Source organism: Microbacterium sp. Z10_103, assembly GCF_058310455.1.
Genome location: NZ_JBZEGK010000001.1, coordinates 2648779 through 2674503 on the forward strand (window position 1 = coordinate 2648779; position 25725 = coordinate 2674503).

29 protein-coding genes and 1 pseudogene are annotated in these 25725 nt (G+C 67.0%); 11 read left to right on the plus strand and 19 right to left on the minus strand.

Annotation, left to right across the window (positions count from 1 at the left end; genetic code table 11):
• Positions 1–18: 18 nt before the first annotated feature.
• Together AC4FS2_RS12915 and AC4FS2_RS12920 are read right to left on the minus strand one after the other, a co-directional pair.
• Entirely contained in the window at positions 19–588 is a 570-nt protein-coding gene (locus AC4FS2_RS12915) for a sugar O-acetyltransferase (RefSeq protein WP_491177545.1), read from the minus strand.
• Positions 585–731, minus strand: a complete 147-nt coding sequence (locus tag AC4FS2_RS12920; protein WP_491177547.1) for a hypothetical protein — start codon at positions 729–731, stop codon at positions 585–587. Before AC4FS2_RS12920 ends, AC4FS2_RS12915 begins: the two co-directional genes overlap by 4 nt.
• 273 nt (positions 732–1004) lie before the next feature.
• On the opposite strand from AC4FS2_RS12920, the pseudogene AC4FS2_RS12925 reads away from it, so the two are divergent.
• Positions 1005–2038 (plus strand): annotated as a pseudogene (locus AC4FS2_RS12925) (alcohol dehydrogenase catalytic domain-containing protein).
• A 165-nt stretch (positions 2039–2203) separates the two neighbouring features.
• The gene (locus tag AC4FS2_RS12930; RefSeq protein ID WP_491156345.1) at positions 2204–2470 is read left to right on the plus strand and encodes a hypothetical protein; all 267 of its coding nucleotides are present in this window, start codon (positions 2204–2206) and stop codon (positions 2468–2470) included.
• A 35-nt stretch (positions 2471–2505) separates the two neighbouring features.
• Here AC4FS2_RS12930 and AC4FS2_RS12935 read toward each other — a convergent pair whose 3' ends face one another.
• Positions 2506–2856 (minus strand): DUF7882 family protein, encoded by a 351-nt coding sequence (locus AC4FS2_RS12935; RefSeq protein WP_491177549.1) that lies wholly within the window; start codon positions 2854–2856, stop codon positions 2506–2508.
• Positions 2857–3111: 255 nt separating this feature from the next.
• On the opposite strand from AC4FS2_RS12935, the gene AC4FS2_RS12940 reads away from it, so the two are divergent.
• Entirely contained in the window at positions 3112–3816 is a 705-nt protein-coding gene (locus AC4FS2_RS12940) for a GAF and ANTAR domain-containing protein (protein ID WP_491177551.1), read from the plus strand.
• 22 nt (positions 3817–3838) lie between these two features.
• Positions 3839–4546 carry a GAF and ANTAR domain-containing protein gene (locus AC4FS2_RS12945; RefSeq protein ID WP_491177554.1) on the plus strand — a complete coding sequence of 236 codons (708 nt, stop codon included), beginning with the start codon at positions 3839–3841 and terminating at the stop codon, positions 4544–4546.
• 79 nt (positions 4547–4625) lie between these two features.
• Here AC4FS2_RS12945 and AC4FS2_RS12950 read toward each other — a convergent pair whose 3' ends face one another.
• The 4 genes from AC4FS2_RS12950 to AC4FS2_RS12965 form a co-directional block, all read right to left on the minus strand.
• Positions 4626–5042 (minus strand): nuclear transport factor 2 family protein, encoded by a 417-nt coding sequence (locus AC4FS2_RS12950; protein WP_491177557.1) that lies wholly within the window; start codon positions 5040–5042, stop codon positions 4626–4628.
• Positions 5043–5096: 54 nt separating this feature from the next.
• Positions 5097–5708, minus strand: coding sequence for an NADPH-dependent F420 reductase (locus AC4FS2_RS12955; protein WP_491177559.1), 612 nt, complete (start codon positions 5706–5708; stop codon positions 5097–5099).
• Positions 5709–5813: 105 nt separating this feature from the next.
• On the minus strand, positions 5814–6245 hold the full coding sequence (locus tag AC4FS2_RS12960; protein WP_491177561.1) for an Rrf2 family transcriptional regulator: 432 nt from the start codon (positions 6243–6245) through the stop codon (positions 5814–5816).
• Positions 6246–6366: 121 nt separating this feature from the next.
• Positions 6367–6999 carry a TetR/AcrR family transcriptional regulator gene (locus AC4FS2_RS12965; RefSeq protein ID WP_491177563.1) on the minus strand — a complete coding sequence of 211 codons (633 nt, stop codon included), beginning with the start codon at positions 6997–6999 and terminating at the stop codon, positions 6367–6369.
• Positions 7000–7121: 122 nt separating this feature from the next.
• Between AC4FS2_RS12965 and AC4FS2_RS12970 the strand changes: the two genes are divergently transcribed.
• The gene (locus tag AC4FS2_RS12970; RefSeq protein ID WP_491156337.1) at positions 7122–7682 is read left to right on the plus strand and encodes a DUF308 domain-containing protein; all 561 of its coding nucleotides are present in this window, start codon (positions 7122–7124) and stop codon (positions 7680–7682) included.
• A complete protein-coding gene (locus tag AC4FS2_RS12975) occupies positions 7679–9088 on the plus strand; it encodes a dihydrolipoyl dehydrogenase family protein (RefSeq protein ID WP_491177565.1) in 1410 nt (469 codons plus the stop codon). The genes AC4FS2_RS12970 and AC4FS2_RS12975 overlap by 4 nt, the downstream gene beginning before the upstream one ends.
• A 138-nt stretch (positions 9089–9226) precedes the next feature.
• Here the strand turns inward: AC4FS2_RS12975 and AC4FS2_RS12980 are convergent, their stop codons facing one another.
• Entirely contained in the window at positions 9227–9532 is a 306-nt protein-coding gene (locus AC4FS2_RS12980) for an EthD family reductase (protein WP_491156334.1), read from the minus strand.
• Positions 9533–9818: 286 nt separating this feature from the next.
• Positions 9819–10586, minus strand: a complete 768-nt coding sequence (locus tag AC4FS2_RS12985; RefSeq protein ID WP_491177567.1) for an SDR family NAD(P)-dependent oxidoreductase — start codon at positions 10584–10586, stop codon at positions 9819–9821.
• A 235-nt stretch (positions 10587–10821) separates the two neighbouring features.
• Here AC4FS2_RS12985 and AC4FS2_RS12990 point away from each other — a divergent pair, with 235 nt between their 5' ends.
• The 4 genes from AC4FS2_RS12990 (at position 10822) to AC4FS2_RS13005 (ending at position 15720) form a co-directional block, all read left to right on the plus strand.
• Positions 10822–11364 carry a TetR/AcrR family transcriptional regulator gene (locus tag AC4FS2_RS12990; RefSeq protein WP_491156331.1) on the plus strand — a complete coding sequence of 181 codons (543 nt, stop codon included), beginning with the start codon at positions 10822–10824 and terminating at the stop codon, positions 11362–11364.
• A gap of 303 nt (positions 11365–11667) precedes the next feature.
• Positions 11668–13893 (plus strand): MMPL family transporter, encoded by a 2226-nt coding sequence (locus AC4FS2_RS12995; RefSeq protein WP_491177569.1) that lies wholly within the window; start codon positions 11668–11670, stop codon positions 13891–13893.
• Between the two features lie 10 nt (positions 13894–13903).
• Positions 13904–15061 (plus strand): sensor histidine kinase, encoded by a 1158-nt coding sequence (locus AC4FS2_RS13000; protein WP_491177572.1) that lies wholly within the window; start codon positions 13904–13906, stop codon positions 15059–15061.
• The gene (locus tag AC4FS2_RS13005; protein ID WP_491156326.1) at positions 15058–15720 is read left to right on the plus strand and encodes a response regulator transcription factor; all 663 of its coding nucleotides are present in this window, start codon (positions 15058–15060) and stop codon (positions 15718–15720) included. Before AC4FS2_RS13000 ends, AC4FS2_RS13005 begins: the two co-directional genes overlap by 4 nt.
• 101 nt (positions 15721–15821) lie before the next feature.
• On the opposite strand, the gene AC4FS2_RS13010 is transcribed toward AC4FS2_RS13005, so the two are convergent.
• The 4 genes from AC4FS2_RS13010 to AC4FS2_RS13025 form a co-directional block, all read right to left on the minus strand.
• Positions 15822–17135 carry a fumarylacetoacetate hydrolase family protein gene (locus AC4FS2_RS13010; protein WP_491156325.1) on the minus strand — a complete coding sequence of 438 codons (1314 nt, stop codon included), beginning with the start codon at positions 17133–17135 and terminating at the stop codon, positions 15822–15824.
• 129 nt (positions 17136–17264) lie between these two features.
• Positions 17265–17939, minus strand: a complete 675-nt coding sequence (locus AC4FS2_RS13015) for a response regulator (protein WP_491156323.1) — start codon at positions 17937–17939, stop codon at positions 17265–17267.
• Positions 17936–19183: a sensor histidine kinase gene (locus AC4FS2_RS13020; protein ID WP_491156322.1), complete on the minus strand. Its 1248-nt coding sequence runs from the start codon at positions 19181–19183 to the stop codon at positions 17936–17938. The genes AC4FS2_RS13015 and AC4FS2_RS13020 overlap by 4 nt, the downstream gene beginning before the upstream one ends.
• A 160-nt stretch (positions 19184–19343) precedes the next feature.
• A complete protein-coding gene (locus tag AC4FS2_RS13025) occupies positions 19344–19892 on the minus strand; it encodes a hypothetical protein (protein WP_491156321.1) in 549 nt (182 codons plus the stop codon).
• 216 nt (positions 19893–20108) lie between these two features.
• Here AC4FS2_RS13025 and AC4FS2_RS13030 point away from each other — a divergent pair, with 216 nt between their 5' ends.
• Entirely contained in the window at positions 20109–20393 is a 285-nt protein-coding gene (locus AC4FS2_RS13030) for a DUF4342 domain-containing protein (RefSeq protein WP_491156319.1), read from the plus strand.
• Positions 20394–20460: 67 nt separating this feature from the next.
• Here the strand turns inward: AC4FS2_RS13030 and AC4FS2_RS13035 are convergent, their stop codons facing one another.
• From AC4FS2_RS13035 to AC4FS2_RS13060, 6 genes are all read right to left on the minus strand, one after another.
• Entirely contained in the window at positions 20461–20952 is a 492-nt protein-coding gene (locus AC4FS2_RS13035; RefSeq protein WP_491156317.1) for an SRPBCC family protein, read from the minus strand.
• Positions 20949–21761 carry an SGNH/GDSL hydrolase family protein gene (locus tag AC4FS2_RS13040; RefSeq protein WP_491156315.1) on the minus strand — a complete coding sequence of 271 codons (813 nt, stop codon included), beginning with the start codon at positions 21759–21761 and terminating at the stop codon, positions 20949–20951. The genes AC4FS2_RS13035 and AC4FS2_RS13040 overlap by 4 nt, the downstream gene beginning before the upstream one ends.
• A 303-nt stretch (positions 21762–22064) precedes the next feature.
• Positions 22065–22409, minus strand: a complete 345-nt coding sequence (locus AC4FS2_RS13045) for an ArsR/SmtB family transcription factor (protein ID WP_491156314.1) — start codon at positions 22407–22409, stop codon at positions 22065–22067.
• Positions 22410–22554: 145 nt separating this feature from the next.
• Positions 22555–23937 carry an MFS transporter gene (locus tag AC4FS2_RS13050; protein ID WP_491156312.1) on the minus strand — a complete coding sequence of 461 codons (1383 nt, stop codon included), beginning with the start codon at positions 23935–23937 and terminating at the stop codon, positions 22555–22557.
• A gap of 38 nt (positions 23938–23975) precedes the next feature.
• Positions 23976–24821, minus strand: a complete 846-nt coding sequence (locus tag AC4FS2_RS13055) for an HpcH/HpaI aldolase family protein (RefSeq protein ID WP_491156310.1) — start codon at positions 24819–24821, stop codon at positions 23976–23978.
• Positions 24821–25699 carry a beta-keto acid cleavage family enzyme gene (locus AC4FS2_RS13060; protein WP_491156308.1) on the minus strand — a complete coding sequence of 293 codons (879 nt, stop codon included), beginning with the start codon at positions 25697–25699 and terminating at the stop codon, positions 24821–24823. Before AC4FS2_RS13060 ends, AC4FS2_RS13055 begins: the two co-directional genes overlap by 1 nt.
• Positions 25700–25725: the final 26 nt, after the last annotated feature.

Genomic DNA, 25725 nt, shown 5'->3' on the forward strand with positions numbered 1-25725 from the left:
CGGCTTCGGGTGGCGGTCCTACTCGCTGATGCTGCGCACCACACGGGCCGGCGATCCGACAGCGATGGATCGGGCAGGAATGTCCTTCGTGACGATGGATCCGGCGCCGATGACGGCATCGTCGCCGATGGTGACGCCGGGGAGCACGGTGACGTTCGCTCCCAGCCAGACGTTGCGCCCGATGACCACGGGCGACGGGATGAGGTCGCCGCGTCGAGCGGGATGGATGTCGTGGTGGAGGGTGGCGATCACGGCGTTGTGGCCGATGAGACAGTCGTCGCCGATCGTGATTCCGCCTTGGTCCTGAAACCGGCAGCCGGAGTTGATGAAGATGCGCTTTCCGAGCGAGATGTTCTTCCCGAAGTCCGCGGTGAAAGGCGGGAACAATGTGACGGAGTCATCGACGGGGCGCCCGATGAGTTGTGCGAGGAGTTCCCTCACCCGCGTCGGTTCGTGGTATCCCGTGTTGAGCTCACCCGCGATTCGGAGCGCTTCCTGGCTGGTTTCGATCATCGTCGCGTGCGCGGCCGAGCCGCCGATGATGGTCTCGCCGGCGTCGAGGGCGGCGAGAAGCTCGGTGAAGGTCATGCTGTGTCCTCCGCGCGGAGGGATGAGGCGGCGGATGGATGAAAAGGACGCCCGCGTGCGGTCATTCCGCCGTCGCTGCGTCCGCGGGCGAGATACGCGCGCCGGGTCATGAGGAACTCCCGCACCTCCGCCTTGTTGTGCATGGAACCACAGTAGGACTGCCCTCACGTGCAGGGGATGCACAGTCAGTACACCCACCGCCAGGGGCTCCCTGAATGGGTGTGGTCCGGCTGGACTAGCCGCGTGACCGACGCGTGGCTCGACCAGGTCGTCTCACCCCAGGACGAGGGGCTGAGGCTGATCGTCGGGCTGGTCCGCTTCGCCCCGGGACCCGCACCGCGTGGCACTCGCACCCGCTGGGCAAGATCCTCCGCATCTTGGAGGGCACTGCGCTCATCGTTGAGAGAGGAAAGCTCATGCGAGCAACCCTGATGTACAGCGCCGGCGACGTGCGCGTTGCCGAAGTCCCTGACCCCGCCGTCAAGGAGCCGACCGACGCGATCATTCGTGTGACCTACTCATGCGTGTGCGGATCGGACCTGCACCCCTATCACTCCCTGAAGGAGACGCCGGAGGGACGCCGCATGGGACACGAGGCGATCGGGGTGGTCGAGGAGGTCGGTTCCGAGGTGACGCGCTTGGCCGTTGGGGACACGGTGATCGTCCCGTTCGCCTGGTCCGACAACACCTGCACCTTCTGCCGTGACGGTGTGACGACCTCCTGCGTGCACGGCGGCTTCTTCGACGGCGCCTCCTCGGCAATGCAGGCGGAGAAGCTGCTCGTCCCGCAGGCGGACGGCACCGCCGTCGTGATCCCGGAAGGCACCGACGAAGCTCTCATGCCGTCGCTGCTGACGCTCGCCGACGTTTACTTGACCGGTCACCACGCCGCGCACAAGGGTGGCGTCCGCGCAGGGAAGACCGTTGCTGTCATCGGTGATGGCGCCGTCTGCCTGTCAGCCGTCCTCGCCTCCACGCAGCTCGGCGCGGAGACGATCATCCTCATGGGTCGCCATGAGGATGATCGTCGCTCGGACGGGAGTTCGGCGCTACCCACGTCGTCGCTGAACGCGCAGGAGCGGGCGTCGCGAAGGTCCTCGACCTCACCGGGGGTGAAGGCGTTCACGTTGTCCTCGAGGCCGTCGGGCACATGCCGGCGTACGAACAGGCGTACGGAATCGTCCGTCCCGGCGGCGTCATCTCCCGCGTCGGCGTCCCACAGTATGAAGAGGCCCCCGTGGGCTTCGCAACGCTGTTCGGAAAGAACGCGACGCTGACCGGCGGGCCTGCCACCGTCCGTGCATACATCGAGGCAGCTCTGCCTCAGGTGCTGGACGGCACGATCGCCCCGGGCAAGGTGTTCGACCGCGAGCTTCCTCTCGCCGAGATCGCCGAGGCGTACCGCTTGATGGACTCCCGCGAAGCCCTGAAAGTGCTCATCCGCCCCTGAGCGCCGAGCGTCGCGGGGAGGTCGAGCTGCGGTGCGCGGACGGCCGAGACGGGAGTGCCCCACCCCCGGCCAGGCCGCCGGTATCACGCGCCTCCGGGCATGGCAATGCCCTAGGGACACGGGGGTGGCCGGGTGCCTACTGTCGATCCAACAGATGGGTGAACCATGGTTTTTCACCACTACGTTGTCATCGACGGAGCCAGGTACTTCGTGCCGGACGACGGTGGCATAGACACGGTGAGACAGGAGCTACTGGACGCTGTCCGATCGGGCGCTGCATACGTGGCGCTGGGCCGTGAGGGCGCCGGGTACACGGAGGTCTTAGTGACCGCGGTGACGCCCATCCATATCGAGCACATCAACCCGGCAGCACCGCTGCTCGCGGATGACAGCGACCGAGCCGACATGCCGGACATCGACTGGTGGCTTTAGCCCGTCCCTCGCATCGACCGGACGTGCCGCGTGATCTAAGCGGAAACGCCCTCACGACGAGCCGGGCGACGCGGGCTGGGTGTGCCCGATTCTGGTTCGGGAATCAGCCGAAGACCCGCGCTGCTGAAGGCGGCGTCGGCGAGAACATTCAGCCACGCCCTGTTGATGATCTGGGGCTCCGGCGAGGAGTAGGTGAAACGCAGGGGAAGGGACGAAGTGAGCCACAGCACCGACTTCGGGCCGCTTGCCCCTTCCGCGGGGGAGAGCGTGAGGGTGAATCGTTCGTCTCGGCGCAGCTTGTTGCAGATCACGATCTGCAAGTGCGCCAGCGTCCGGTCGTCGATCTCCGCGATGTGTTGAGCGGTGACGTATTCCAGAGTGCCCATTATGATTTCCCGGTCCGTTGGTGCTCGTCCATGACATGGAGTCGACCGGGGTCTGGGGCAACTTCTTTGAAGCTACCGCGCGGAGGCCATCCTTCGCAATCCCTGGGCGGCAGAGCCCGGGCGGTGACGCGGGACCTTGTCCTCTGGCAATCTCTGGTAACACCTCTCAGGAGGATGAGGGGTGGGGGTGTTACTGTGACGGTGACGGCACCAAGACCCTGCGCCAAGTCATTCTGACGAGGACGGGTGGTATCCATGGCTAAGTCTCTACCGGGCGACGATCGTGAGGTCTTCGCCGAGGCCCTCACGCGTCTCACCGGAGCGGGCCACGCTGATGATCTATGTGGACCGTTTGTGGATGCTGCTGATGTGACCGGCGCCGTCATCTCCACCCTCGGCCGACCGCTCGGTAGTCAAACCGTGTGCGCCAGCGACGGCGTGGCCGCGAGGATCGACGAGATTCAGATCGATCTGGGCGAAGGACCCTGCTGGGATGCTCTGCGCACGCGCCGGCCCATCCTCGAGCCGGACCTGCAGCGCGGCGGCGGCACGCAATGGCCCGGCGCGAGAGAGGCGATGCGCGCGCTTCCCATCGGAGCGGTATACGCGTTCCCATTGTTCGTCGGAGAACTCAGTGTCGGGGTGGTCGACCTCTACTCTGAGCAACCTGGGCGACTGTCCCGGCAAGCGGTCAGTGATGTGACGGTGCTCGCCGAGGTCGCTTCCCGGCACTTGCTGCGACGCGCCCTGGACGAAGTCCACAATGTCGATGCCGGCGTCCCGGACGGCCCGCACTCGCGACGAGAGATGCACCAGGCGACCGGGATGGTCGCTGCGCAGCTGTCGATCGGGGTGGACGACGCGCTGCTCGTGCTGCGGGGTCGCGCGTTCTCCTCCGGCCGTACGGTGAGCGAGGTCGCCGCCGACGTCGTTGCGCGGCGACTGGCCTTCGACCGTTGACCTTGAGCGCCTACACTCAACTATGAGCACACGGGAAGATCAGTTGCTTCAGACAGTGGGCACGCTGGCGGACTCGCTCATCGACGACTTCGACATCGTCGAACTCCTCCAGCTCCTGGTAGAAGAGTGCGCGGCCATCTTCGATGCCGCCGCCGCAGGAATCCTCCTCGTCAGCCCGATCGGAGACCTCGAGGTCCTGGTCTCCACGAGCGAGCGCAGCGAATTCGTCGGATTGATGCAGGTCCGCGCCGGCGAAGGGCCGTGCGTCGAGGCGATCTCCACCGGACAGGTCGTATCTGTCGAAGATCTCGGCAACATAGACGCCCGTTGGCCCGCGTTCGCCGCCGATGCCCGCCGTTCCGGGTTCGCCTCGCTGCACGCCATCCCCATGCGACTGCGCAACTCCGTCATCGGCTCCCTGAACCTCTTCCGCGACCGCGTAGGAGAGTTGAACGCGTCGGACGCGGCTGCCGCCAAGACCCTCGCCGACATCGCCACCATCAGCATCCTTCAGCAACGACTTGTCGAGGAATCCGTGGTCGCGCAAGGCCAGCTGCAGCGAGCCCTCGACAGCCGGGTGATCATCGAACAGGCCAAGGGATACATCGCCCAGAGCCACGGACTCGACATGGATGCCGCGTTCCGACTCATCCGCGCCCACGCGCGATCCACCCAAACCCGACTGAGCATCGTGGCAGAAGACGTCACCGCGGGCAGGCTGGTCCTCTAGGCGTGGGACCCGCCTACCGAGCGAAGAGGCCGGGCGTCATCTGACCCCCGGCCCCTTCCTCGTTCCTGCGGCGGGTCCGTTACGCGCCGGCGAACGCCTCCGCGACGACGAGGGTGTCCTCGTAGAGATGCATGCGCACGATCTGGCCGTCCTCGATTCCCAGGTGCACCGCGACCGGGGTGGTGTACGGCCGGCCGGTGTCCGCGACCGTATGCCCGAATGTTGCCAATACGATCGCGTCGCCGCCGTCGACGAGGAGCTTCTCCAGGGTGACATCGCTCTCACCGGGCACGAAACGGGGCCACATCGTGGTGAAGTACGACGCGACCTCCTCCCGTCGGAGGCGACGCCCCGTCCACGGCAACGTGTCGCTCCCGGGGACATACCAGTCGATGTCTGCCGCGAACAGCTCCTGGATGGCGTCCTGGTCTTGCCGGCCCAGTCGCTCCAGGAATTGCTCGGCGACGGCGCGGGTGGTTGGGGTGTCGGTGGTCATAGGGGTGTACCTCTCTTGTGGTGATGGTTGGTCAGGTGAAAGCGCACGGCCGAGTCACGTCTGCGCGAGGAAGTGCTTGCCGCTCAACGCGCCGCCGAGTTGCATCAGCGCACCGCCCTCCCGCAGCGCGCCGAGGTCGACCGGTGCGAACCCGAACGCCGTCACCATCCGCGCGAACGCCTGCTTCGCTTCGGTCTCGTCGCCCGCGAGGAACACGACCTGGTTGCCCTCCTCGTGCCGAGGGTCGGGTGCGATGAAGGTCGCGAACATGGCGTTGAACGCCTTGATCACGGTGGCCCCGGGCAACTGCTGCGCGACCCACTCACTCCCAGTGAAGGGCGAGAGGTCCGCGAATCCGCGGTAGGGGTTGGCCTCGGCGAATTGGTTCGTCATGTCAACGACAACCCGCCCTGTCCAATCACCCAGCCGCCGACCGACAGCCGGCACGTTGATGAACGGGACTGCGAGCAGCACGAGATCTGCTGCCACGGCCTCTTCGAACGTGGCCCCGGTCGCACCGGGTCCGACGGCGTCGACGGCTGCTGCGAGCGTGTCGGGTCCGCGGGTGTTGCTCAGCAGCACCGGGTGACCCGCCCGCGCGGCGTGCGCTGCGACGGCCCGCGCCGCCGCGCCGGCGCCGATCGTTCCGATGGTGGTGAATTCCATGTTTCTCCGTCCTTCCGAGTCGCAGCAGCGGCGTCTCCCTTCTGTCGTAACCTTTGTAGTTACGACAGAGCGAAAAACGATCGGCGCGGCTTCAACGAGCCGACATCAGGCGGCGCTCAGCACATCTCGCAGGACATCCTCGAGCGTGACCTTGGCGAGCTCTTGGTGCAAAGCACTCTCGACATCCGCATACACCGCCGTCATGGCCGCGCCGATGCGTGAGCCCACGACGCAGTCGGGATCCGGCGTCGAGCGATGCAATGCGAACAGCGGGCCGGGCTCGATCGCTCGATAGACGTCCAGCAACGTGATGTCCGCCATTTCCTTCGAGAGCATCCACCCCGCGCCCGCTCCCCGTCGCGACTCGACCAGGCGGGCCGCGCGCATCTCTGTCAGCAGACGGCGGATGACGACGGGGTTGGTGTTGACGCTCTTCGCCACCTGCTCCGACGTGGCGACATCATGACCTCTCCGTTGATAGAGACCAATCCACGTCAGGGCGTGTGCCGCGATGGTCAGCCTGCTGTTGGCACTCACCGGTCACCGCCCTTTCCAGATCCGGTTGTAACCCTAACAGTTACATCCAGCCCCGTCCACCTGAGGGTCTCCCCCGCGCGTACTGCGTCTCGTCGACGAGGACCCTACGGGGTCTCGTGCTTCACGAGGCTAGGTCTGCGCCCTTGCCTGCGGCGTCCTTCGTGGGCAGACCGGAGACGATGGACGCGAACGCGGCTCCGAGCGACTCGGCGATCGCCGTCGGCTCGCCGAGATAGCCATTGACCATCGCGCCGTCACGGAGCAGCATCAGTTGCCGCGCAGCCGAATCCACGTCCTGCACCCTCGCATCGGCGGCGATGGCGGCGAAATACTCCAGGGTCCACCGGCGGTGCGCGTCGACCGTGGTGCGTACCGGATCATCGGGGTCGGAGTACTCGGCGGCCGCGTTGATGAACGCGCAACCCCGGAACCCGGGATGACAGCTGGCCGCCCCGATCACCGCTGCCACGTCCTGCAGCGACCGCTCCGGCTCGCCCTCATGACGGTGGCCCTCCAGTATCTGGCGTTCAGCCGCAGCCTGCTGCTCGAGATAGGCGACCACGAGCTGGCCCTTCGTGCGGAAGTGCCGGTAGAAGGTCACCTTAGTGATGCCGACCTCTTCGATGATGCGATCGGCGCTGGTGGCACGGATGCCCTGCGAATAGAACAAGTCGCGCGCGGCGTCGAGGATGCGCGAGCGCGTGTCTTGCCCAGACGGCGGGCGCTTGCCGGTCTGGCTGGTGTCGGCATTCACGTCTGCTCCTGATTTGTCGTGCGAGCTTGCCCCCGCGGTAGTGATAGTTTACAGTCGCCCTGTAGACGTACTAGTAACTCTACCAGTCGTTCATCACTCATTCCCTCTCTGAAAGAAGCAACATGACCACCGAAAGTCGGGCCGCTTCCGGCCTCAGCAGCGCCCTGCGGCGCCTCTACTTCACCCGCTTCGCCTTCGCAGTCGTCTGGGCCGTGGCGCTCATCATCACCGGCGGCAGCCCGAGTCCCTTCCTGACCGTATGGCTGCTCATCTACCCGCTGTTCGATGCCGGCTCGGTGCTGTACCAGATCCGCTCCGAGGGGCGTTCGAGCTCGCCGCGGATTGCGGAGTGGACCAACGTCGTCCTGAGCGTTGTGGCGGGTATCGCCCTGGCGTTGGCATCCACCGTCTCCACGTCCGCCGCCCTCGTCACGTGGGGCGTGTGGGCCATCGTCTCCGGTCTCCTGCAGTTCATCGTCGCCATCCTGCGTCGCCGCGCCGGCGGTCAGGTGCCGCTCATGATCAGCGGCGCCGCATCGGTCCTCGCCGGTGGCGCCTTCGTCGCGATGGGCGCGGCAGGCGCTGCCACCCTGGCCGTCGTCGGCGGATACGCGATCATCGGAGCCATCCTGTTCCTCATCTCGGCCATCCGCTTGAGCATCCTGCTAGGACGCAAGTCATGAGCGGCGAGACCTTCGACTACGACCTGATCGTCGTCGGGGCCGGCCCGGTCGGCGAGAACGTCGCGGACTACGCGCTCAAGCGCGGGGTCAGCGTGGCGATCGTCGAGGCCGAGCTCGTGGGCGGCGAGTGCTCATACTGGGCGTGCATGCCCTCGAAGGCGCTCCTGCGCAGCGGCCAGGCCCTGCGCGCGGTCCAGCGCCTCGCCGGTGCCCGCGAAGCCGTCACCCGTCCGCTGGATGTCGCGGCGGTTCTGGCACGCCGCAACGCCTTCACCGAGGACTGGAAAGACGACGGTCAGGTGAGCTGGCTCGAGTCCGCCGGAATCGACCTCATCCGCGGTCACGGCCGCCTGGTCGGCGCGCAGGAGGTGCAGGTCGGCAATCGGACCTATCGCGCGAAGGCCGTCGCGGTCGCCACAGGATCAGTGCCCTTCGTCCCGCCCATCCCCGGGCTCGAGGCCGTCTCGCCGTGGGGGACTCGCGAGGCGACGGCGGCCGACCACGTGCCGGGACGCCTCGTCGTCATCGGCGGCGGCGTGGCCGGCACCGAGCTCGCCTTCGCATTCCGCTCCCTCGGCTCGGAGGTCACCGTGATCTCTCGAACGGCGCTCCTCGAGCAGGAGGAGCCGTTCGTCGGCGAGCACCTGGCCAAGGCGCTGGCCGAGGACGGCGTGGACGTGCGGGTGGGCATCGGCCCGGAGCGCGTCGACCGCAATGGGGACGGCATCGTCACCGTGAAGCTCGCGGACGGCACCACGATCGAGGCCGATGAGATCCTCGTCTCGACCGGGCGTCGACCGAACACGGCCGACGTGGGGCTCGAGACCGTGGGAATCGCCCCAGGCCAGGCACTGCCGGTGGATGACACGATGCTCGTGGAGGGCACCGACTGGCTGTACGGGGTCGGCGACGTCAACGGCCGTGCACTGCTGACCCACCAGGGGAAGTATCAGGCGCGCGCTGCAGGCGAGGCCATCGCGGCCCGCATCCAGGGCAGACCCGTGCAGGACGAGCCGTGGGGCGCTCACGCGGCCACCGCCGATCACCAGGCGGTACCGCACGTCGTGTTCACCGACCCCGAGGTCGCCAGCGTCGGACTCACCGAAGCCCGCGCACTGGCCCAGGGACTCAACATCCGCGCCGTCGAGTACGACCTCGGTTGGGTAGCCGGTGCGAAGCTCCACGCCGACGGGTACGCCGGACGCGCCAAGCTCGTCGTCGACGAAGACCGCCACGTGGTCGTCGGCGCGACCTTCATCGGTCAGGACGTGGCCGAGATGCTGCACTCCGCCACGATCGCGATCGTCGGCGAAGTGCCGATCGAGCGCCTGTGGCACGCGGTGCCTTCGTACCCGACGATCAGCGAGATCTGGCTGCGACTGCTGGAGACTTACGGTCGCCCGTAACAGCCCGCAGCGAAAGGATGGCCCCGGCGCACTGCGCCGGGGCCATCCTTTGTGCCCGTGGGCCAGCGCCGTCGAAGGTGAGGGGACAGTCGTTGCCCCTGTGTCTGCGATAGCTGCTGGACCGCCGAGATCGAACTGTCAGTCCGCTTCGATGTCAGAGAAGAGCCCGGTGAAGGACGCTCCCGTTCCGAAGAGCCGCTGGAAGAACCCTCCGGCCGCGGGGGTGGCGACGGCAGCTGACGCATCGTCGTAACTGTCGAAGTACAGGTCGAGCGTGCGATACGCGGGTGTTGGCGTGCCGTCCTCCTTGGGCCAGACCTTCGCCGCCTCGAGCCGGCGGAGCCCGGGGAATTGCCGGGCCTGCGCAGCAATCTCGGTGTAGTCCTTCTCGAAGGCATCGGGGTCGGCGGGATTGTCGATGATGATCGTGATCTTCGTGGGCATGATGTGTTTCCTCTCGGGGGTCGTTCGGATGACTCGGTACGTATCGGGTCCGCCTATGCTGTAGACGAACTAGTACCTCTACCCGAGACTCTACGACTGCACCGCTGCGGGGCGCAACCTGCGGAGCGAAGAGGAACACCAGAGCGAGCCCGCTCCGACCACCCAGAGGTGCTGCGCGCGTACGCGACGTTCTGGCTGCGTAAGTGCCTCGAACTCACCGACAGCCAACAGACCGGGCGCGAGCCGGTCGACATTCCCGTTGCGCGTAGCGGCGGCGCAGCAGGGTCTAGAGGAGACTGCCGCCCGAGACCTCGATGCGTTCGGCCGTCATCCAGCGCAGCTCGCTCGACGCGAGGGCTGCGATGGCATCGGCGATCTCGTCGGGCTGGCCGACGCGGCCGAGCGCGGTGGTGGCGGCCAGGCTGCTACGCAGCTCGGGATCGTCTCGCATGGCGCCGCCGTTGAAGTCGGTGGCCGTCGGGCCGGGGGCGATGCTGTTGATGCGGATGCCGCGGGGCCCGAGCTCCACGGCGAGGCTGCGGGTGATGGCCTCCACCGCCTTCTTCGACGCGGCGTAGAGCGAGGTTCCGGGGCTGACGTGGCGGGTGAGCGAGGTGGATACGTTGATGATGCGACCGCCGTCGCTGATGTGGGGTGCCAGCGCCTGGATGAGGAAGAACGTGCCGCGCACGTTCGTTCCGAACAGGGCGTCGAACTCGTCGACGGTGGCGTCTTCGAGGCGGCCGAACAGTCCGATCCCGGCATTGTTCACCAGTACGTCGATGCCGGAACGCCCCCAGCGCTCGTCGATGTCGCGCCGCAGCGAGACTGTGAAATCGGCGAAGGAGGCGACATCGGCCAGGTCGAGTCGCGCGGCGATGGCATCACCGCCTGCGGCGCGGATCTCCTCCACGACGCGGGATGCCTCGTCAGCATCGCCTCGATAGGTGAGCGCCACGGCGAAGCCCCGCTGGGCGAGGGTGCGAGCGGTCGCTCGGCCCAGGCCACGGTTGGCCCCGGTGACGACGGCGATTCGAGGGGTGTTCTCGGTCATTCGGTGTCTCTTTCCGGGAAGTCCCGCTGATGAGCGACTTCCCTGCATCCATTTGTCGAGGGGTGCGACCGGCCACCGGATGCCGGCCGGGGTCCACGGTTGATTGAGGGCGTCGGGAGTTGACGAGAACACGGCCTCCCGCTGCCCGATGGCGCACCTATGTAAGTAGCCGTTTACTTATAGACTAGATGCGCGATGGACGTCGCGTCAAACGACGGCACTGAACGGAGTGAGCATGCGGCAGCGAGACGCGGAGGCGACTCGGGCGCGGATTCTCTCGGCCGCGGTGACGGAGTTCGCGGCGCATGGCTACTCGGGCGGCAGGATCGACCGCATCGCGAAGGATGCCGAGAGCAATGTGCGAATGATCTACGCCTACTTCGGCAATAAGAGCGGCCTTTTCGACGCGGCGCTCTCCGAAGCGATCGTGCGGATGGCGGAGGAAGTACCCCCTCGTCCGTCCGATCTGGCGACCTGGGTCGGCGAGCTCTTCGACTTCCATCAGCGTCGGCCCGAGGTGCTGCGCATCTGCCTCTGGGCTCAGCTCGAACGGCCGGAGGCCGCCTCCGAGCCGCTCGAGACGTATCTGGCGAAAGTCGAATCAGTGCAGCAGCAAGCATCGCCCGCCATCGGCGCAGTCGACCTCCTCGTCATCATCTACGCCGTCGCCCAAGCCTGGCAGCTCGCCCCGATCGGCCTCCTGGCGGCCGACACGCGTGCCAGCAGCGACACGAGGCGGGCCGCGGCGGTCGAATCCATCACCCGCATCCTCGCCTGATCGCCGACCTGCCCACACTCTTCTCACCAGAGCGTCGAAACTTCGTCCTGGACCGACCTGCCCCCAGCCACACCGTCTTCCTGCGTGTTGGCACGTCGGGTGACACCGTTCTCTGCGCCCTCGACGACCACGTAGTTCCTGAAGCGATGCGGTGAACCCGTCGGTGCAGCCGCGACGTCGTCGGTCCCTGCGCCGTCGGTCCTACGGCGATCACCGTATGCGCCGCCTGCATCTGCACGACGACGGGACGGGGAGGGGTCGCGACGCTGGGAACAGTCCCAATGAGAAGTGGAGTGCTCCCCCATGGCAAGCATGCTGAGTCGTCTTGGTCGTTTTTCCTATCGCCGAAGGTGGCTGGTCGTCGCCGTGTGGCTGCTCGCGCTCGGCGGGGCGGTGACGCTCACCGTCACATCGGAGGGGCCGGTCAACACGCGGGCCACCATTCCGGGAATCGAGTCGCAGCAGGCGTTCGACCTCATCGAGGAACGCTTTCCCGACGCGGAAACGGATGCCGCGTCGGCGACCCTCGTGTTCGTCGCCCCGGCGGGCGAAGAGCTCGCATCCGCCGAGAACGCCCTGGCTGTCGAGAAGGCGCTGGCATCCATCACCGACGGTGATCAGGTCTCGCGGGTGGTTCCACCCTCGCCCGGAGGCACCATCAGCGCCGACGGCGCGACCGGCTTCGCTTCGGTGTCGTACGAGGTGCCCTCGTCCGAGGTGACGGAGGCATCCCGCACAGCCTTGGCCGACGCGGTGGACCACGCGCGCGACGCGGGGTTGACGGCGGAGATGTCGGGGTCGGCGCTCAAGACCGGCACCAAGATGAGCATCATGGAGCTCGCCGGCGTCGCCATCGCCGCTGTCGTCCTGCTCATGACCTTCGGTTCGCTGCTCGCGGCGGGCCTTCCCCTCCTCACGGCTCTCATCGGTGTCGCCATTTCCTTCCTCGGCGTCTGGGTCGTGGCCGGCCCGCTCGAGATGACGATCACGACCGGAATGCTCGCCCTCATGCTCGGGCTCGCGGTCGGTATCGACTACGCGATGTTCGTCGTCTCGCGATTCCGGGAGGAGCGCCATGGTCCCGACGACGCCGAGAACGCTGCGGCTCGTGCGGTGGGCACGGCCGGCTCGGCCGTTGCCTTCGCGGGAACGACCGTGGTGATCGCGCTGGCCGCACTGTCGGTGGTGGGCATCCCGTCGCTGGCGAAGATGGGTCTCGCCGCCGCGGGTGCGGTGGTGATCGCGGTCCTGGTGGCGTTGACACTCGTCCCGGCATTGCTGAGCTTCGCTCCGAACAGGGTTCTGTCGCGCGCACAACGTCGAGGCGATTTCCGTCTCCCGTCGCGCCACCCAGTAGCGCGCTCATGGACGCGGTTGGTGCTGCGTCGCCCGCTCCTGGTGACCGTGGCCGGTGTCGGTCTGCTCGCCGCAATCGCCGTGCCCGCGCTGTCGCTCCAGCTCGGCACGCCCGGGGACGCCTCGCTGTCGGTCACGGAGACGCAGCGGCGCGCATACGATCTGCGGGCCGCAGCGTTCGGTCCGGGGTACAACGGTCCGCTGACGGTGGTGGTCGACGCACGGGATGCGGCGGATCCGGACGTCGCAGTGGCAGCGGTCGTGGACAGCATCAGCTCGACCGACGGGATTGTGTCGGTCTCGGACGCGACCTTCAACGAACAAGGAGACACCGCGATCCTCAGCGCTGTGCCCTCGACGAGCCCGACCGACGAGCGCACCGAGAAACTTGTCGATGAGCTGCGCTCCGCCCGCGCGGATGTGGAGATCGCCGAGCACGTGACCTACGAGATCACCGGCACCACCGCGCTGGACATCGACATGGCGCAGAAGATGCAATCGGCGCTCGTGCCCTACGTCGCGATCGTGATCGGCTTGGCCGTGCTGCTCCTGATGGTGGTGTTCCGCTCCCTCTGGATCCCCATCACCGCGGCGCTCGGCTTCCTGCTCTCCCTGTTCGCCGCGCTGGGCGTGATCGTCGCCGTGTTCCAGTGGGGGTGGGCGGCCGAACTCCTCGGCGTCGAGCAGATGGGGCCGGTGATGAGTCTGATGCCGATCCTTCTCGTCGGGATCGTCTTCGGACTGGCGATGGACTACCAGGTGTTCCTGGTCTCGCGGATGCGCGAGGCCCACGTGCGCGGGCTGCCCGCGCGGGAGGCAATCGTCACCGGCTTCCAGCAGAGCTCGAAAGTCGTGGTTGCGGCCGCGGTGATCATGATCGCGGTGTTCGGCGGGTTCGCGGGAGCACATGAACCGCTCATCAAGATGGTCGGACTCGGGCTGGCCAGCGCGGTCTTCTTCGACGCGTTCATCGTGCGCCTCCTGCTCGTACCCGCCCTGCTGCAGCAGCTCGGTGAACGTGCCTGGTGGCTGCCCCGATGGCTCGATCGCGTCCTGCCGCGGGTGGACGTGGAGGGCGAGTCGCTGGAGAACGAGCCGCGCAATCCGGCGGATGCAGGGCCGGAACATCCCGAACTGGCGGATGCGGGAGCCCCGCAGTCATCTCCCCGGTAGAGTCGGCGCGGTGAACGTGTTGGCGGCGCTGGTCGCGTTCGTCTTCGCGGCCCTCGGTGCGAGCGTGAGCACCGAGGGCATCTTCCGGCCGGCCGCCCTCCTGCCGGGAGCGTTGCTGAGCCTGGTGGCGAGCGCGGCCCTGCTCGTGTCGGTGCGCTATCCGCGGGCCGCGACCGGTGTCGCGATCGGCTGCGGGGCTGCCGCGTGCGCGATGGGCTACCTGCCGACGCCGTTGCTGCTGGCGCCGCTGATCGGATGCCTGTACCGGCTCACGGTTCGCCGCGGCGCCCGCACCGCCGCCGGGTGGACGGGTGTCGCCGTGTTGGCGGTGACCGTGGCCGGAATCGCAACGGAGGTGCGGCCGACGACGGGGGCGGTGCTCCTGCAGACCGTCGGAGTCGCCCTGTGGCTCCTGCCCGCGGTGTTCGCCGGGCGGCTGGCCCACGCCCAGCGGGAGTACCTACGGGTGGTTCAAGCTCGCGCCGAAGACGCCGAACGCAACCGAGACGATGAGGTACGCCGCCGGTTGGACGAGGAACGCCTACGCATCGCCCGTGACCTGCATGATGTCGTCGCGCATCATCTCGCCGTGGCGAACGCGCAGGCCGGGACCGCCGCCCACCTGCTCGCTAAGCGACCCGATCAGGTGCCAGATCTCCTCGCGGGGCTGAGCGACTCTACGTCGGCCGCTCTCCGCGAACTCAAAGCGACTGTCGGATTGCTCCGTGGCGCCGGCGACGACACCACGGAGGCGACCCCGCCGGCGCCCGGCATCGACCAGCTGCCCGATCTGATCGAGGCTTGCCGGGCAACCGGGATGGACGTCAGCGTGGTCAGCGACGGGAACCCGCGGACCTTGCCGTCACTTGTCGGACTCACCGCGTTCCGCGTCATCCAGGAAGCCCTGACCAACGTCACCAAACACGCGGTCGATCCCGTCGTCACGGTCTCGCTGATCTATGACGAGCACACCTTCTCGGTTCGGGTCGTCAACACTTCCGTCGGCGGCGTCCCGGCCGGAGCGGAAGGCTATGGCCTGATCGGCATGCGTGAACGCGCGCGCGCGGTCGGCGGGTCGGTGCAGGCGGGCCCGACCGGCCCCGATCGGTACGAGGTCTGCCTCACCATCCCCCTCGCGCCCTGGCAGGAAGACGTGGTGACCGGATGATTCGAATCCTTCTCGCCGACGATCAAGCGCTCCTGCGCTCGACGTTCCGGATGCTGATCGACTCCTGCGACGACATGGTGGTCGTCGCGGAGGCGGCCAACGGAGAGGAAGCGGTCGATCTCGCGCAGCGGCACGGGCCCGATCTGGTGCTGATGGACATCCGCATGCCCGTCCTCGACGGGCTGGCCGCGACGAAGCGGATCTGCTCCGCCCCCGAGCTCGCGCGCACGCGGGTCCTGATCCTCACGACGTTCGAGACGGACGAGTATGTGGCCCGCGCGCTGGAAGCGGGAGCGAGCGGATTCCTCGGCAAGGACGTGACCCCGGATGTGCTGCTCGCCGGGATTCGCACGGTAGTGGGCGGGGAGGCGCTTCTGTCGCCGACGGCGACCCGCGCGCTGATCGGGCGCTACTTGTGCGGCGCTCGAAGCATCGGCGAGCCGCCCCGGGGTTCACTGGAGACGCTGACCGACAGAGAACGCGAGCTCACGGCTCTCGCCGCCCACGGCCTGTCGAACCAGGAGATCGCCGCGCGGCTGGTCGTGAGTCCTCTGACGGTTCGGACGCACATTCACCGCGCGATGATGAAGGTGGGGGCACGAGACCGCGCCCAGCTGGTCGTCGCCGCCTACCAGCAAGGGCTGGTCAAGGTCCGATGACTCGAGACACCACCTACGTTTGACGTGCGTCGCGGGCCATCACATCCGTCGCACCGAATCGGCCCCTGCGGCCGAAGCCGCGGGACGATCCGGGACGAGAATCAGTTCAGGTCCTCGGTCTCGGAGCGCTCTCCCGCGACGATGTCCGTGAAGATCTGGCCGAGTCCCTCCGCGCGTGTGACGATCATGTCGCCGGGCTGCAGGTACACGCCCGCCTCGTGGGCATCGCGGACGTAGACCTTCAGGGCGGAGTCGACGATGGAATCGGCGTTGGTGCCGAAGCTGGCCGCGTACTCCATGAACCCGAGGACACGCTGTCGGGTGTCGGGGGCGCGATAGATCACGCCCTCCGGCGTTCCGCTCTGGATGATGGTGCCCCGGCTGATCACCCCGGGCTCCGCGGTGAGCGGAGTCTGCACGCCGTCGCTGTCCCACGTGCGGTCGCCGATGGCGAGGGTCTGCTCGATCAGCTCGGCCGCGTCCCAGACCATGTCGGCGGGGTGGGCGCGCTGGCGCAGGTCGCCGTTGACGAAGAGGTCGAGTTCGAGGTCCCGGTAGAAGGTCTGCCAGTCCGCGGGGATCACGAACAGGTCGCCGGTGCTGAAGAAGCCGGGCTGGCTCTTCGCGTTGGTGAAGCCGGCCGCGTCGGTCAGGTTGTCAGGGTCGATCTGGCTGACGAGAAGCTCGCGATCGGTCCAGTCGTTGGTGAGCAGAAGGCCCATGTACTCGGGGATGCCGGTCTCGGCGGTGATGTCGTTCATCGCCACGAGGCCGAGTTCAACCTCATAGTCGAGCAGTCCACCGACGCCGGCGGCCAGCGGCTCGTTCGAATCGGTGATCGCACCCACCTTCGGGAAGAGATACGGCTCGTGGATGGTCGCCTCCTCCTGGTGCTCGACGTAGTTTGTTCCGGTCCCGACATGGTGCTTGTGCGTCTCGATCGCCGTGAGCACCGCGGAGGCCGCCACCGTGACCGTGGGTTGCGACGCGTCGGTCGCGACGTCGTGGAGCGTGTCGTAGCCGAGAGTGTTGAAGGCGGTGATCGGCTCGGTGTGAGCGGTACCGGTGGCAGCACTGATATCGATCCCGGTGATCTCGCCGCCGGAATAGTCGGTGACGGCGAGGACGGCAGGCCCAGTGGCCGTGGCTACCCGCGCGAAGGTCAGCGCGATCGCCGGGTCGGCCAGCGCGACCCCCTCGGTCGCGCCCGGCTCGATGGTCTCGGAGTAGACGAGGGGGAACTCCGGCGGGATGGACCGGAGCACGCCATACGAACCGAGGCTCCCGACGACGAGCCCGGCCGTGACGATCCCGGTGATCATGAGGCCTTTGCGGTGGCGACCCCAGAATGGGTCGGGGTGGCCGGTCTTGCTCACCGGCATGTCGCTGGTCGTGGGACTGGTCCTGCTGATCATCGCGGTCTCCCTGCTCGGGTCGTAGCCGCTCCATGCGACACTTCCCCGAAGGTACGAGCCGGATGCCGGAGGGGTCTTCACCCCGCCGGTGCTCTTTGCCCGTACGCGTGTAGGGGTACCCGGCGATCCTCAGCCGGGCGCACCGGGCCTGACGAGCCCGGTGTCGTAGGCGAGCATCACGGCGTGGATACGATCGCGGAGGTGCAGCTTGGACAGGATGCGGCTGACATGGCTTTTCGCGGTCTGTTCCGCCATAAACAGCTCCTTGCCGATCTCGGAGTTCGACCGCCCGGTGGCGATCAGCAGGAACACCTCGCGCTCACGGTCGGTGAGGCTGTTGAAGACGGTCGTGGACTGCAACCCGGTCGGCTTGCTCGCGACGAAGTCCTCGATGAGTCGGCGCGTCACGCGCGGGGAGAGGAGGGAATCGCCTCCGGCGACGATGTGCACCGCGGATGCGAGCTCTTGGGCGTCGGCGTCTTTCAACAGGAAGCCGCTCGCGCCGGCCTCCAGCGCGGCATAGACGTACTCGTCGATATCGAAGGTCGTGAGCATGATCACGCGTGGAATGTTCGCCGGCCCGGTGGGACGCGTCAGCTGACGGGTGGCGTCGATGCCGTTCATCTTCGGCATGCGCACGTCCATGAGCACGACGTCGGGATGAAGCACGCGGTTCCGCGCGAGCGCTTCCTCGCCGTCGCCGGCCTCCCCGACGACGGCGATGCCGTCCGCCGCCCCGAGGATGGCGGACATCCCCGCCCGGTACATCGGCTGGTCGTCCACGATGAGCACTCGGACGGTCATGACGTCTCCAGTCGGCTGTCGATCGCGGCGGGCAGGACGGCATTCACGAGGTAGCCGCCGTCAGGCGTAGGTCCGGTCGACACGTGTCCTCCTAAGAGGCTCACGCGTTCTCGCATTCCGCGCAATCCCTGGCCACCAAGGTCGGCGATCGGCGTTTCTTCCGCTGTGCCGGTCACGCGGCCGGGTCCGGCGTTGCGCACCTCGATGTAGACCGAATCCTCGCCGACGCTTACTCTCACCGTCGTCGGAGCGCCCGCAGCATGGCGCACGACATTGCTGAGGGCTTCTTGGACGATGCGGTATGCGGTCAGTTGCACGAGCGAGCTGGTTGTGAACGCGCGGGGATCGGTGACGATCTCGACATCGGTTCCGGCGCGCGACGCAGACTGCGCGAGCTCGGACAACTCGGTGAGCTGGGGCTGCGGTACGAGGTCGGCGTCCTCGTCACCGGAGCGGAGAGCGCCCAGCAGCTGCCTCATCTCGGACAACGCCGTGCGCGCGGAGCGGGCGATGCCGGAGAACTCCTCCTCGATGGCAGAGGGTGCGGCGTCGCGGAGGCGGAAGGGTGCGGAGATCGCCTGCATGTGGATGATCGACATGCTGTGGGCGACGACGTCGTGCAGCTCGCGCGCGATGCGCCCGCGTTCCTCGACGTACAGGCGCTGCGCGTGCTCGAGTTCGATATCCCGGCGTGCTCGCGCGAGATCGCTGCGAATGTGGGCTCTCTGGCCCACGGCGATCGCGGCAGCCAGAACGGTGACCGTGTAGCTGCTGTAAATGATCAGATTGGTCCCCCACTGATCGGGTGACGCGTACTGCGCGGGGGATGCGGCGATCACCGCGACGAGCACGACGATGCTCAGCCACCACACGGTCACGGACACGATCCAGCGTTCGCGGATCCCGAGAAGAAGGATCAGGGCGCCCAGCGAGATCAATCCGGTGACGGGCAGCGGCCACGGCCCTTCGGGGAAGCCGCGCGTCGCCAGGGCCAGCGCGACGATGGATGCGAGATGCGCGGCGGCGCCGACGAGCGGCCGGAAGATCGTGAGAATCAACGAGCCGGACTGAACGGTGCAGATCGCGAAGGCCACCAGAAGCGGAACGTCGTAGACCGCGGTCGTGATCGGAACCGAGGCCGTGAAGAGCGCCGCGCAGAATGCGGCGGCCGTGCACCATGCCCAGAACGGCAGTTCCACATTCGATTGACGGCCGGCTGCTCTCCCGTTCGTCGTGCTTGTCACGATCGCCCTCTCCGGCCGGCGGAGCGGCCTTCGCCGTTACGCTACGGCCGATCTCCTGCCGCGTCATCACCCGGCGGTGGGTGTCGGCCCCCTACCGTCGTATGGTGAGGCAGCTGCCCGCGAGACATTCGCCTGCGAGTGGGCGCAGTGTCTCGGCGGATCAGTGGAGGAAGGTCTCAGCGGCGATGATTCCGGCGCCGAAGCCCGCGGTCGTCACCGCCGCGAACAGCGAGCGCCGCATCGAAGCGTGGCGGTTGCGCAGAGACAGGAAGCCGACGATAGCGAGCGTGACAATCCCGGTGGTGAGGCTCACGGCGTATGCCATCGGCGAGGGCAGCACCCCGATCGATGCCAGGACGAGGGGGACGGCGGGAGCGATGCACGCCTCGAGAAGGGGGATGTGACGCCTCATCTCATGCCACACCGTCGCGATGCCGGTCGGCACGGAGGCGCTGGGGGTGTGCTGGTCGGCGAGGACTGCCGAGTAGACGTGTGCGCACCAGAAGAGGACGACAGCGCTCGAGGAGTAGATGAGCATCTTCCACGCGGGATAGTCGGCGACGAACGTCGCACCGACGACGGCGACGAAGAGCACAAGACCGTGGACGGCGTACTCGAGAGCCTCCGGGCCGATGGCCCGAGCCGCCCGCAGCGGGCTCAGGAGCCGTGTCGAGGCAGCGGAGCTCAGCGATGCTGGGGTGGCGGTCATGATGGTCATCCTTCGAATCCGTTTTGGGTCGATGCGGGTTGATTTCGGAAAGGTAGGGCCGCGCGTGCGCCGAGCACGTCACCCCTCGGTACGGACGAGGGGCATACCGCGGACCACGCTGATCGACACCACGGGGGGAGGCGCGGCTGCGGTGCAGATGCCTAGTGTCCTGACACGGCCGGATGAGCCGGCCGAAAAAGAGAAGGGAACACTCTCATGAGCGAGAACAGCCACAAGGCGTACGAGGAGTTCGAAGTCGATGCCGAGGACGCGGTCACCCGCGTTCGCGAGATCGTCCGTGAGGGCAACGTCAGCCGCCTCTTCGTCAAGCGCGATACCGGGGAGACCATCCTCGAAGTGCCACTCACGGCCGGCGTCGCAGTGGCCACGGTCGGTCTCTTCCTGGCTCCGGTCCTCGTCGCCGTCGGTGCCGTCGCGGCGCTCGTGACCCGCGTCACGATCGGAGTCGAGCGCCACGTGGTCACCGAGACCGTGGCTTGACGACCCGGCGCGGATACGCGAAGAAGCCCGGACCCGCAAAGGGTCCGGGCTTCTTCGTCTTCCGGGGTCATCCCGCCTCGGCGGCCTGCTCGATGTAGGCGATCTCTCGGCGGATGACGTCCTCCATGTAGCGCTTCCACAGTGGTGCGAAGACGAAGCGGAGGATGCTTCGCCGGTAGGGCCGGGGGGCGAACTCAGCCATCCGCTCGACGATAGTTCCGCCTGATGCGCCGACGGTGAAGCGGAGCTCGCTGTGCATCTCGGTCGTGAGGAAGCGCAGTGCGTTGGTGAACCCGACGGCACGGTACGTGTACCGCTCGCCCTCGCGGTACTCGAGGAGCGTCTCCTGCACGCTGCCGCCATCGGAGAACAGCAGGTCGCGGGACGAGCCCACCCGGCCCCAGCCGTCGGGGCCCGGTGTGCACACAACGACTGCGGGGAGTAGGCCACGCCCGGTGAAGATGGCTGTGACGTCGCTCGTCAGGATGCGCTCGGAGGCGATCGACGGGCTCGCAGCGGCGACACCACGTACGCTCATCCGGACCGGCTCGGCGTTCATCGGGTCTCCTCCACCCACGCGGCGGCCAGCTGGCCGGCGACGGCGGCTCCGCGCTCGTTGAGGTGCACGTTGTCGGCGGTGACCTGGAGTCCGTGACGGTCAGACATCTCGTTGAAGGTCTTGCCCCACAGGAACCTGTCGAAGGCGGTGCCAAGGATCGGGAACGAGAACTCGGGAGCCTCGTCGTCGAGCAACGGCACGAGCTCCTCGAAGAGCGGCAGGTAGGAGACGCCTCGTTCGGCGGCCTCCTCCTCGAGCATCAGGTTGTAGGCGCGGACCTTGTCGTTGTGCACGCTGCTTACTTGCTCGCCGAGCGGCTGCAGCGACATGACAGCGATATCGGCATCGGTCTCGGTCGTGAGCTTGTCGAGGATGTCCGACATGTTCCCGTGCGACTCGGCGGGGTCGACGCCGTGACGGATGTCGTTGGTGCCGACCAGCAGGATGACCCGCTCGGGGTCGAGATCGATGACATCGTGATCAAGGCGCGCCAGCAGGTCACCCGTCGTGTGACCGTTGACGCCGGCGTTCACGACATCGGTGCCGGGCTCGTACAGGCCGCTGACCCAGTCCGCGCTGATCGTGCCCTGGACGGTGCTGGCTCCTGCCACGACCATGAGCGAGGCGGACGCCGGCCTGTCACGGAAAGCGTCGGGGGTGTTGCTGGGGCGCGAGATGAACGCCTTGTAGAGCACGGTGCCACACGTGATCAGCACCACGGCCAACACGATGGATGTCGCCACGAGGACGCGCCCGAGCACAGCTCGTCGCCCCGTTCCGTCGGCCGGTGTCTCGGCTTTGCTGAACATGTTGGTTCCTCCACTGTTGTTGTCCTCGGTAATCCGAAGTGACGGTTGATCGTCGCGGGGCGACTCGCGTCATCGTCGGGCGAGGGCCGCGGACCGTGCATCACCCGTGCGGTGGGTCCCACGCGCTACGCCGGTACCGCCTGAGGCTGCTGCCGCGGGCGGATGCTTTGCCACCCCTCGTGTAACCCCGCCGCGCGAACGTCCGCGTCGCGTGACACCTCACGGCCTCCGCGGCACTGCGGCACTGCGGCAGGGCGGCAAGCCTCGCCATCAGCGGCGGCGTCAAGAGTCAGCGCGCTTGGATCACTGCGTCGCCGCGGCGGCGTCAAGCAAGGGGTACAGCCAGTCCTCGAGGGTGTGCAATGACCGCGAGGTCAGGCTGTGGAGCGCCTTCCGGTCCGACCGAACGCACTCGACGAGACCCGCTTCGCGCAGGATGCCGAGATGGCGCGACGCCGAAAACCGGCTCATGTTCACGCGAAGCGCCACCTCGGATATGGTCCTGGCGCCCGACCCCTGGGGCCAGGATTCGGCGGCTCGACGTAGCTCCGCGAGTATCGCCAGCCGATCCGCGCTGGCAAGAGCCGAGAACACCCGGGCAAGCTCTGGCGAGCTCATCGCCCCCATGCCGGCCTCGTCCTCACTCACGACCGGATCGCGCCGCGCGCATCTTGGCCTGTGAGCCTCGTTCCGTCCGGCCACCCCACCCCGCGGGCGCCCCTACCGATGACGATCACCTCGCCTGCGACAAGCCATGTGCCGCGCGTTTCCGGCTCTTTTCAGTTGCGGCGGCTCACTCACCGGAAATCTCCTCGAGCGCGCGTTTGGCTGTCCGCTCTCCCAGCAAGCCGATGATGAGCCCGACCACCACCACGATCACCGCCAGGACGAGGTAGAGGCCCTGGAAGCCGATAGCGGCGAAGATTCCCGCGACCACGAGTCCCTGCAGAACGCCCCCGATCCGGCCGACGCCGTTGATGAGCCCTGCACCGATACCGCGAACGTGCGTGGGCAGGATCTCTGGGATATAGGTGTAGAACGCAGCCGAGCCGACTGCCAGCATCGTCTGACCGATGAATGCGGAGACGACCATCACGATCGGAGAGATAGCGAACGAGAACACCGTGAAGCTCGCTGCCGCCACCAGGCAGGCGATCATGATCGTCGTCCTGCGGTTGAGTCGATCGGCGATGGGAAAAAGCAGCACCGGGCTGAGGAAGGACGAGAAGGACAACACAGAGACGAAGCCGAGCGCCTCCGTTTGCGACATCCCGGTCTCGACGAGCACAGTTGCCACCCAGGACAGGTGCCCGTAGACGACGAAGAGGAACAGGAACCACCCTGCCGTGGCAACACCGATGCGCTTCAGGTAAACCGGTGACAAGAGTTCCCGGTAGGTGCCCTTGGGTGTTGCCAGCTCGGGTACCGCGACCGGATCGGCCAGCGGCCGACGGGTATAGGCGACAGCTCGGCTTTCGAGATTCGACACGATCTGGTCCGCGACAGCATGGCGTCCCACGGATTGAAGCCACCGAACCGATTCAGGCAAGGAGATCGCTGCCAGGATGGCGACCACGAGACCTGCGGCGCCCAGCACGAACAGCCACCGCCAGGAGCCGGCGTCGCCTTCGGTTGCGAGCCGGAGCGCGAGGAGAGAGGTGACAGGACCTGCCGTGAGGCCAATGAATGTGAGCGCGCTGAAGAATCGGCCCCGCGAGAGCCGAGGGAACATCTCGGCAAGGTAGACCATGATGACCCCGGTCGCTGCTTGCACTCCGATCCCGGTGATCACGCGGCTCACGGCGAGGATCTCGTAGTTCGGAGCGAGCGCTGACATGAGGGACCCGAGCGAGTAGAGCACCGAGGACCACACGAGCAGGCGCTTTCTTCCGAATCGGTCAGAGACTCGGCCGCCGACGATTGCGCCGATCATCATGCCCACGAACACGGCGGAGGTGATGACTCCGATCGATTCGAGGGGGAGGCCCCACTCGGCCCGGATCGTGGGCGCCGCGTAGGCGAAGACCGAGTTGTCGAAGGTCTCGACGAAGTAGGCCAGGCCCAGCACGATCACCCAGAAGACCTGTATCCGGGTCACCGGGAGACGATCGAGGCGGGCGACGATACGTGCGCCGGTGTCGGGCAACGGTTGGGCAGCGCCGGGGATGGTGGTCATGTCTTCTCCTTTGAAGCGATGGACGGTTTGGGGTTCGGTCAGCTTTTCCGGCGGGCGCTTGCGTATGCCCGGGCCTCCGTGATGCCGGCCTCGTCCCAGTTGGGCGTGGATATGAAGTCGAAGCCTTCATCGATTGCGCGGTGAAGATCGATTGCGGCGGGGTTTCCGACGGGGATGCCCGCTGCCTTGCACGATGCGACGACGGCCGCCCGGTACGGATCAAGTACTGGGTCGGCGACGTCGAAGGTGTGGATACCGAGGCTTACGAGACCGTCGCCCGGTCCCCAGAGGACGGCGCCGACACCGGGCACGGCGACCAGTTCGTCGATGTTCTGCCAGGCCTCGACACTCTCCACGAGCAGCACGAGCATCAGTTCGCCCTGCGGGTTGAGGGGCCAGAGATCTGCTCGGGCGAAATACTCCTCGTGGGAGTCCATACCCAGGTATCGCATCGCCGTACCGGGTAGCGCGCCGCGCCGCCCGACAGGGCCATCGTCCGCCGGCCGGCGATATCTCATCGACTGCACAACCTCGCGGACGTCTTCGGGCCGGGACGCTTGCGCGAGCAGGAGACCCATCGCGCCGTAGTCGAGCGTTTGCTTATGGACCCACGCTGCCCGATCGTCCGCGGTGACAGGGGTTCGCACGATGGGCGAGGCGGGGGCCGGACGGAGATGAGAGGTGCGCCGGCTGAGGAGCCATTGCAACGTGTGGCCGAGCTCGGTGAATCCGAAGCCCGTGTGCTCCATGTCCACGATGACGAAGTCCGCGGACGAATCCCCCGCGCGCTGCGCCGCGGAGAAGTCGCCGTTCTGGAGCCACGCGCCGAAGGCGACATCGCCCTGTTCCAGCGTTGCGATGAGCCCATTCACGCGACCAGACATCAGCGCACGATCCCGAGCATTTCCCGTGCCTCGTCAGGGGTCGCCAGCTCGCGTCCGTGCTTCCGCGCGAGGTCGACGACGGCCTGAGCGAGTTCTTGATTGGTGGGCAGACCGAGCTCGGGGTAGGCGTAGTCGCCGATGCCGATCGAAATGTGCCCGCCGTTTTCGAGGACGTCAGGGGCGATCTGGAAGAGATTGTCCGCGAACACGGTGGCCGACCACTCCCCCCGCAGGTTCTCGGGCACGAGCGAGCGGTAGGCGTGCAGGCCCGCGAGGGTCGGCGGGTGATTGATGAAGGACCGCCCACCGCTCATCCCGAATGTCATCCACACCGGCGAGTCGAGAATCGCCATGTCGACGAAGATCTCGGCCAGCCTCAGGTTGGGCGCGTTCCAGATCTGCAAGTACGGTTTGATGCCCTCGTCCCGAAGGATTTCGGCGAACTGTTTGAGCGTGCCCGTGGTATTCACGTACACCTTGTCGGTCGTCTCGAAGTCCGAGCCGTCCGGGGTCAGCAGATCGAAGTTGCTGCTGCCCATGTCCAGCGGGATCAGATCCGGGCCCAGCCCGTCCCGGACCAAACGAATAACGTTCTCCAGCCGAGTCGCGGGGTCTGCGACCTGCATCTCCGCGCCGAGCGAGGTGTGCACCAGGATGTCCGATCCCGCCCGCACGCGCCGCATCACGTCGCGATAGGTCTCGTAAGAGAAATCGGGCTCGCCGGTCGCGGTGCGCGCATGGAAATGGAACATGGAGGCGCCGATCTCGCGGCAGTCGTCCGCGACCTGGCCTAGTTCCTCCGGGGTGAAGGGGATGTTCGGGTTGACATCGCGGGACGCGAACTCGTTCACGCGCATCTCAAGGATTAGCTTCTTCATCGAACCTCACTCGGTAAGGGAACTTT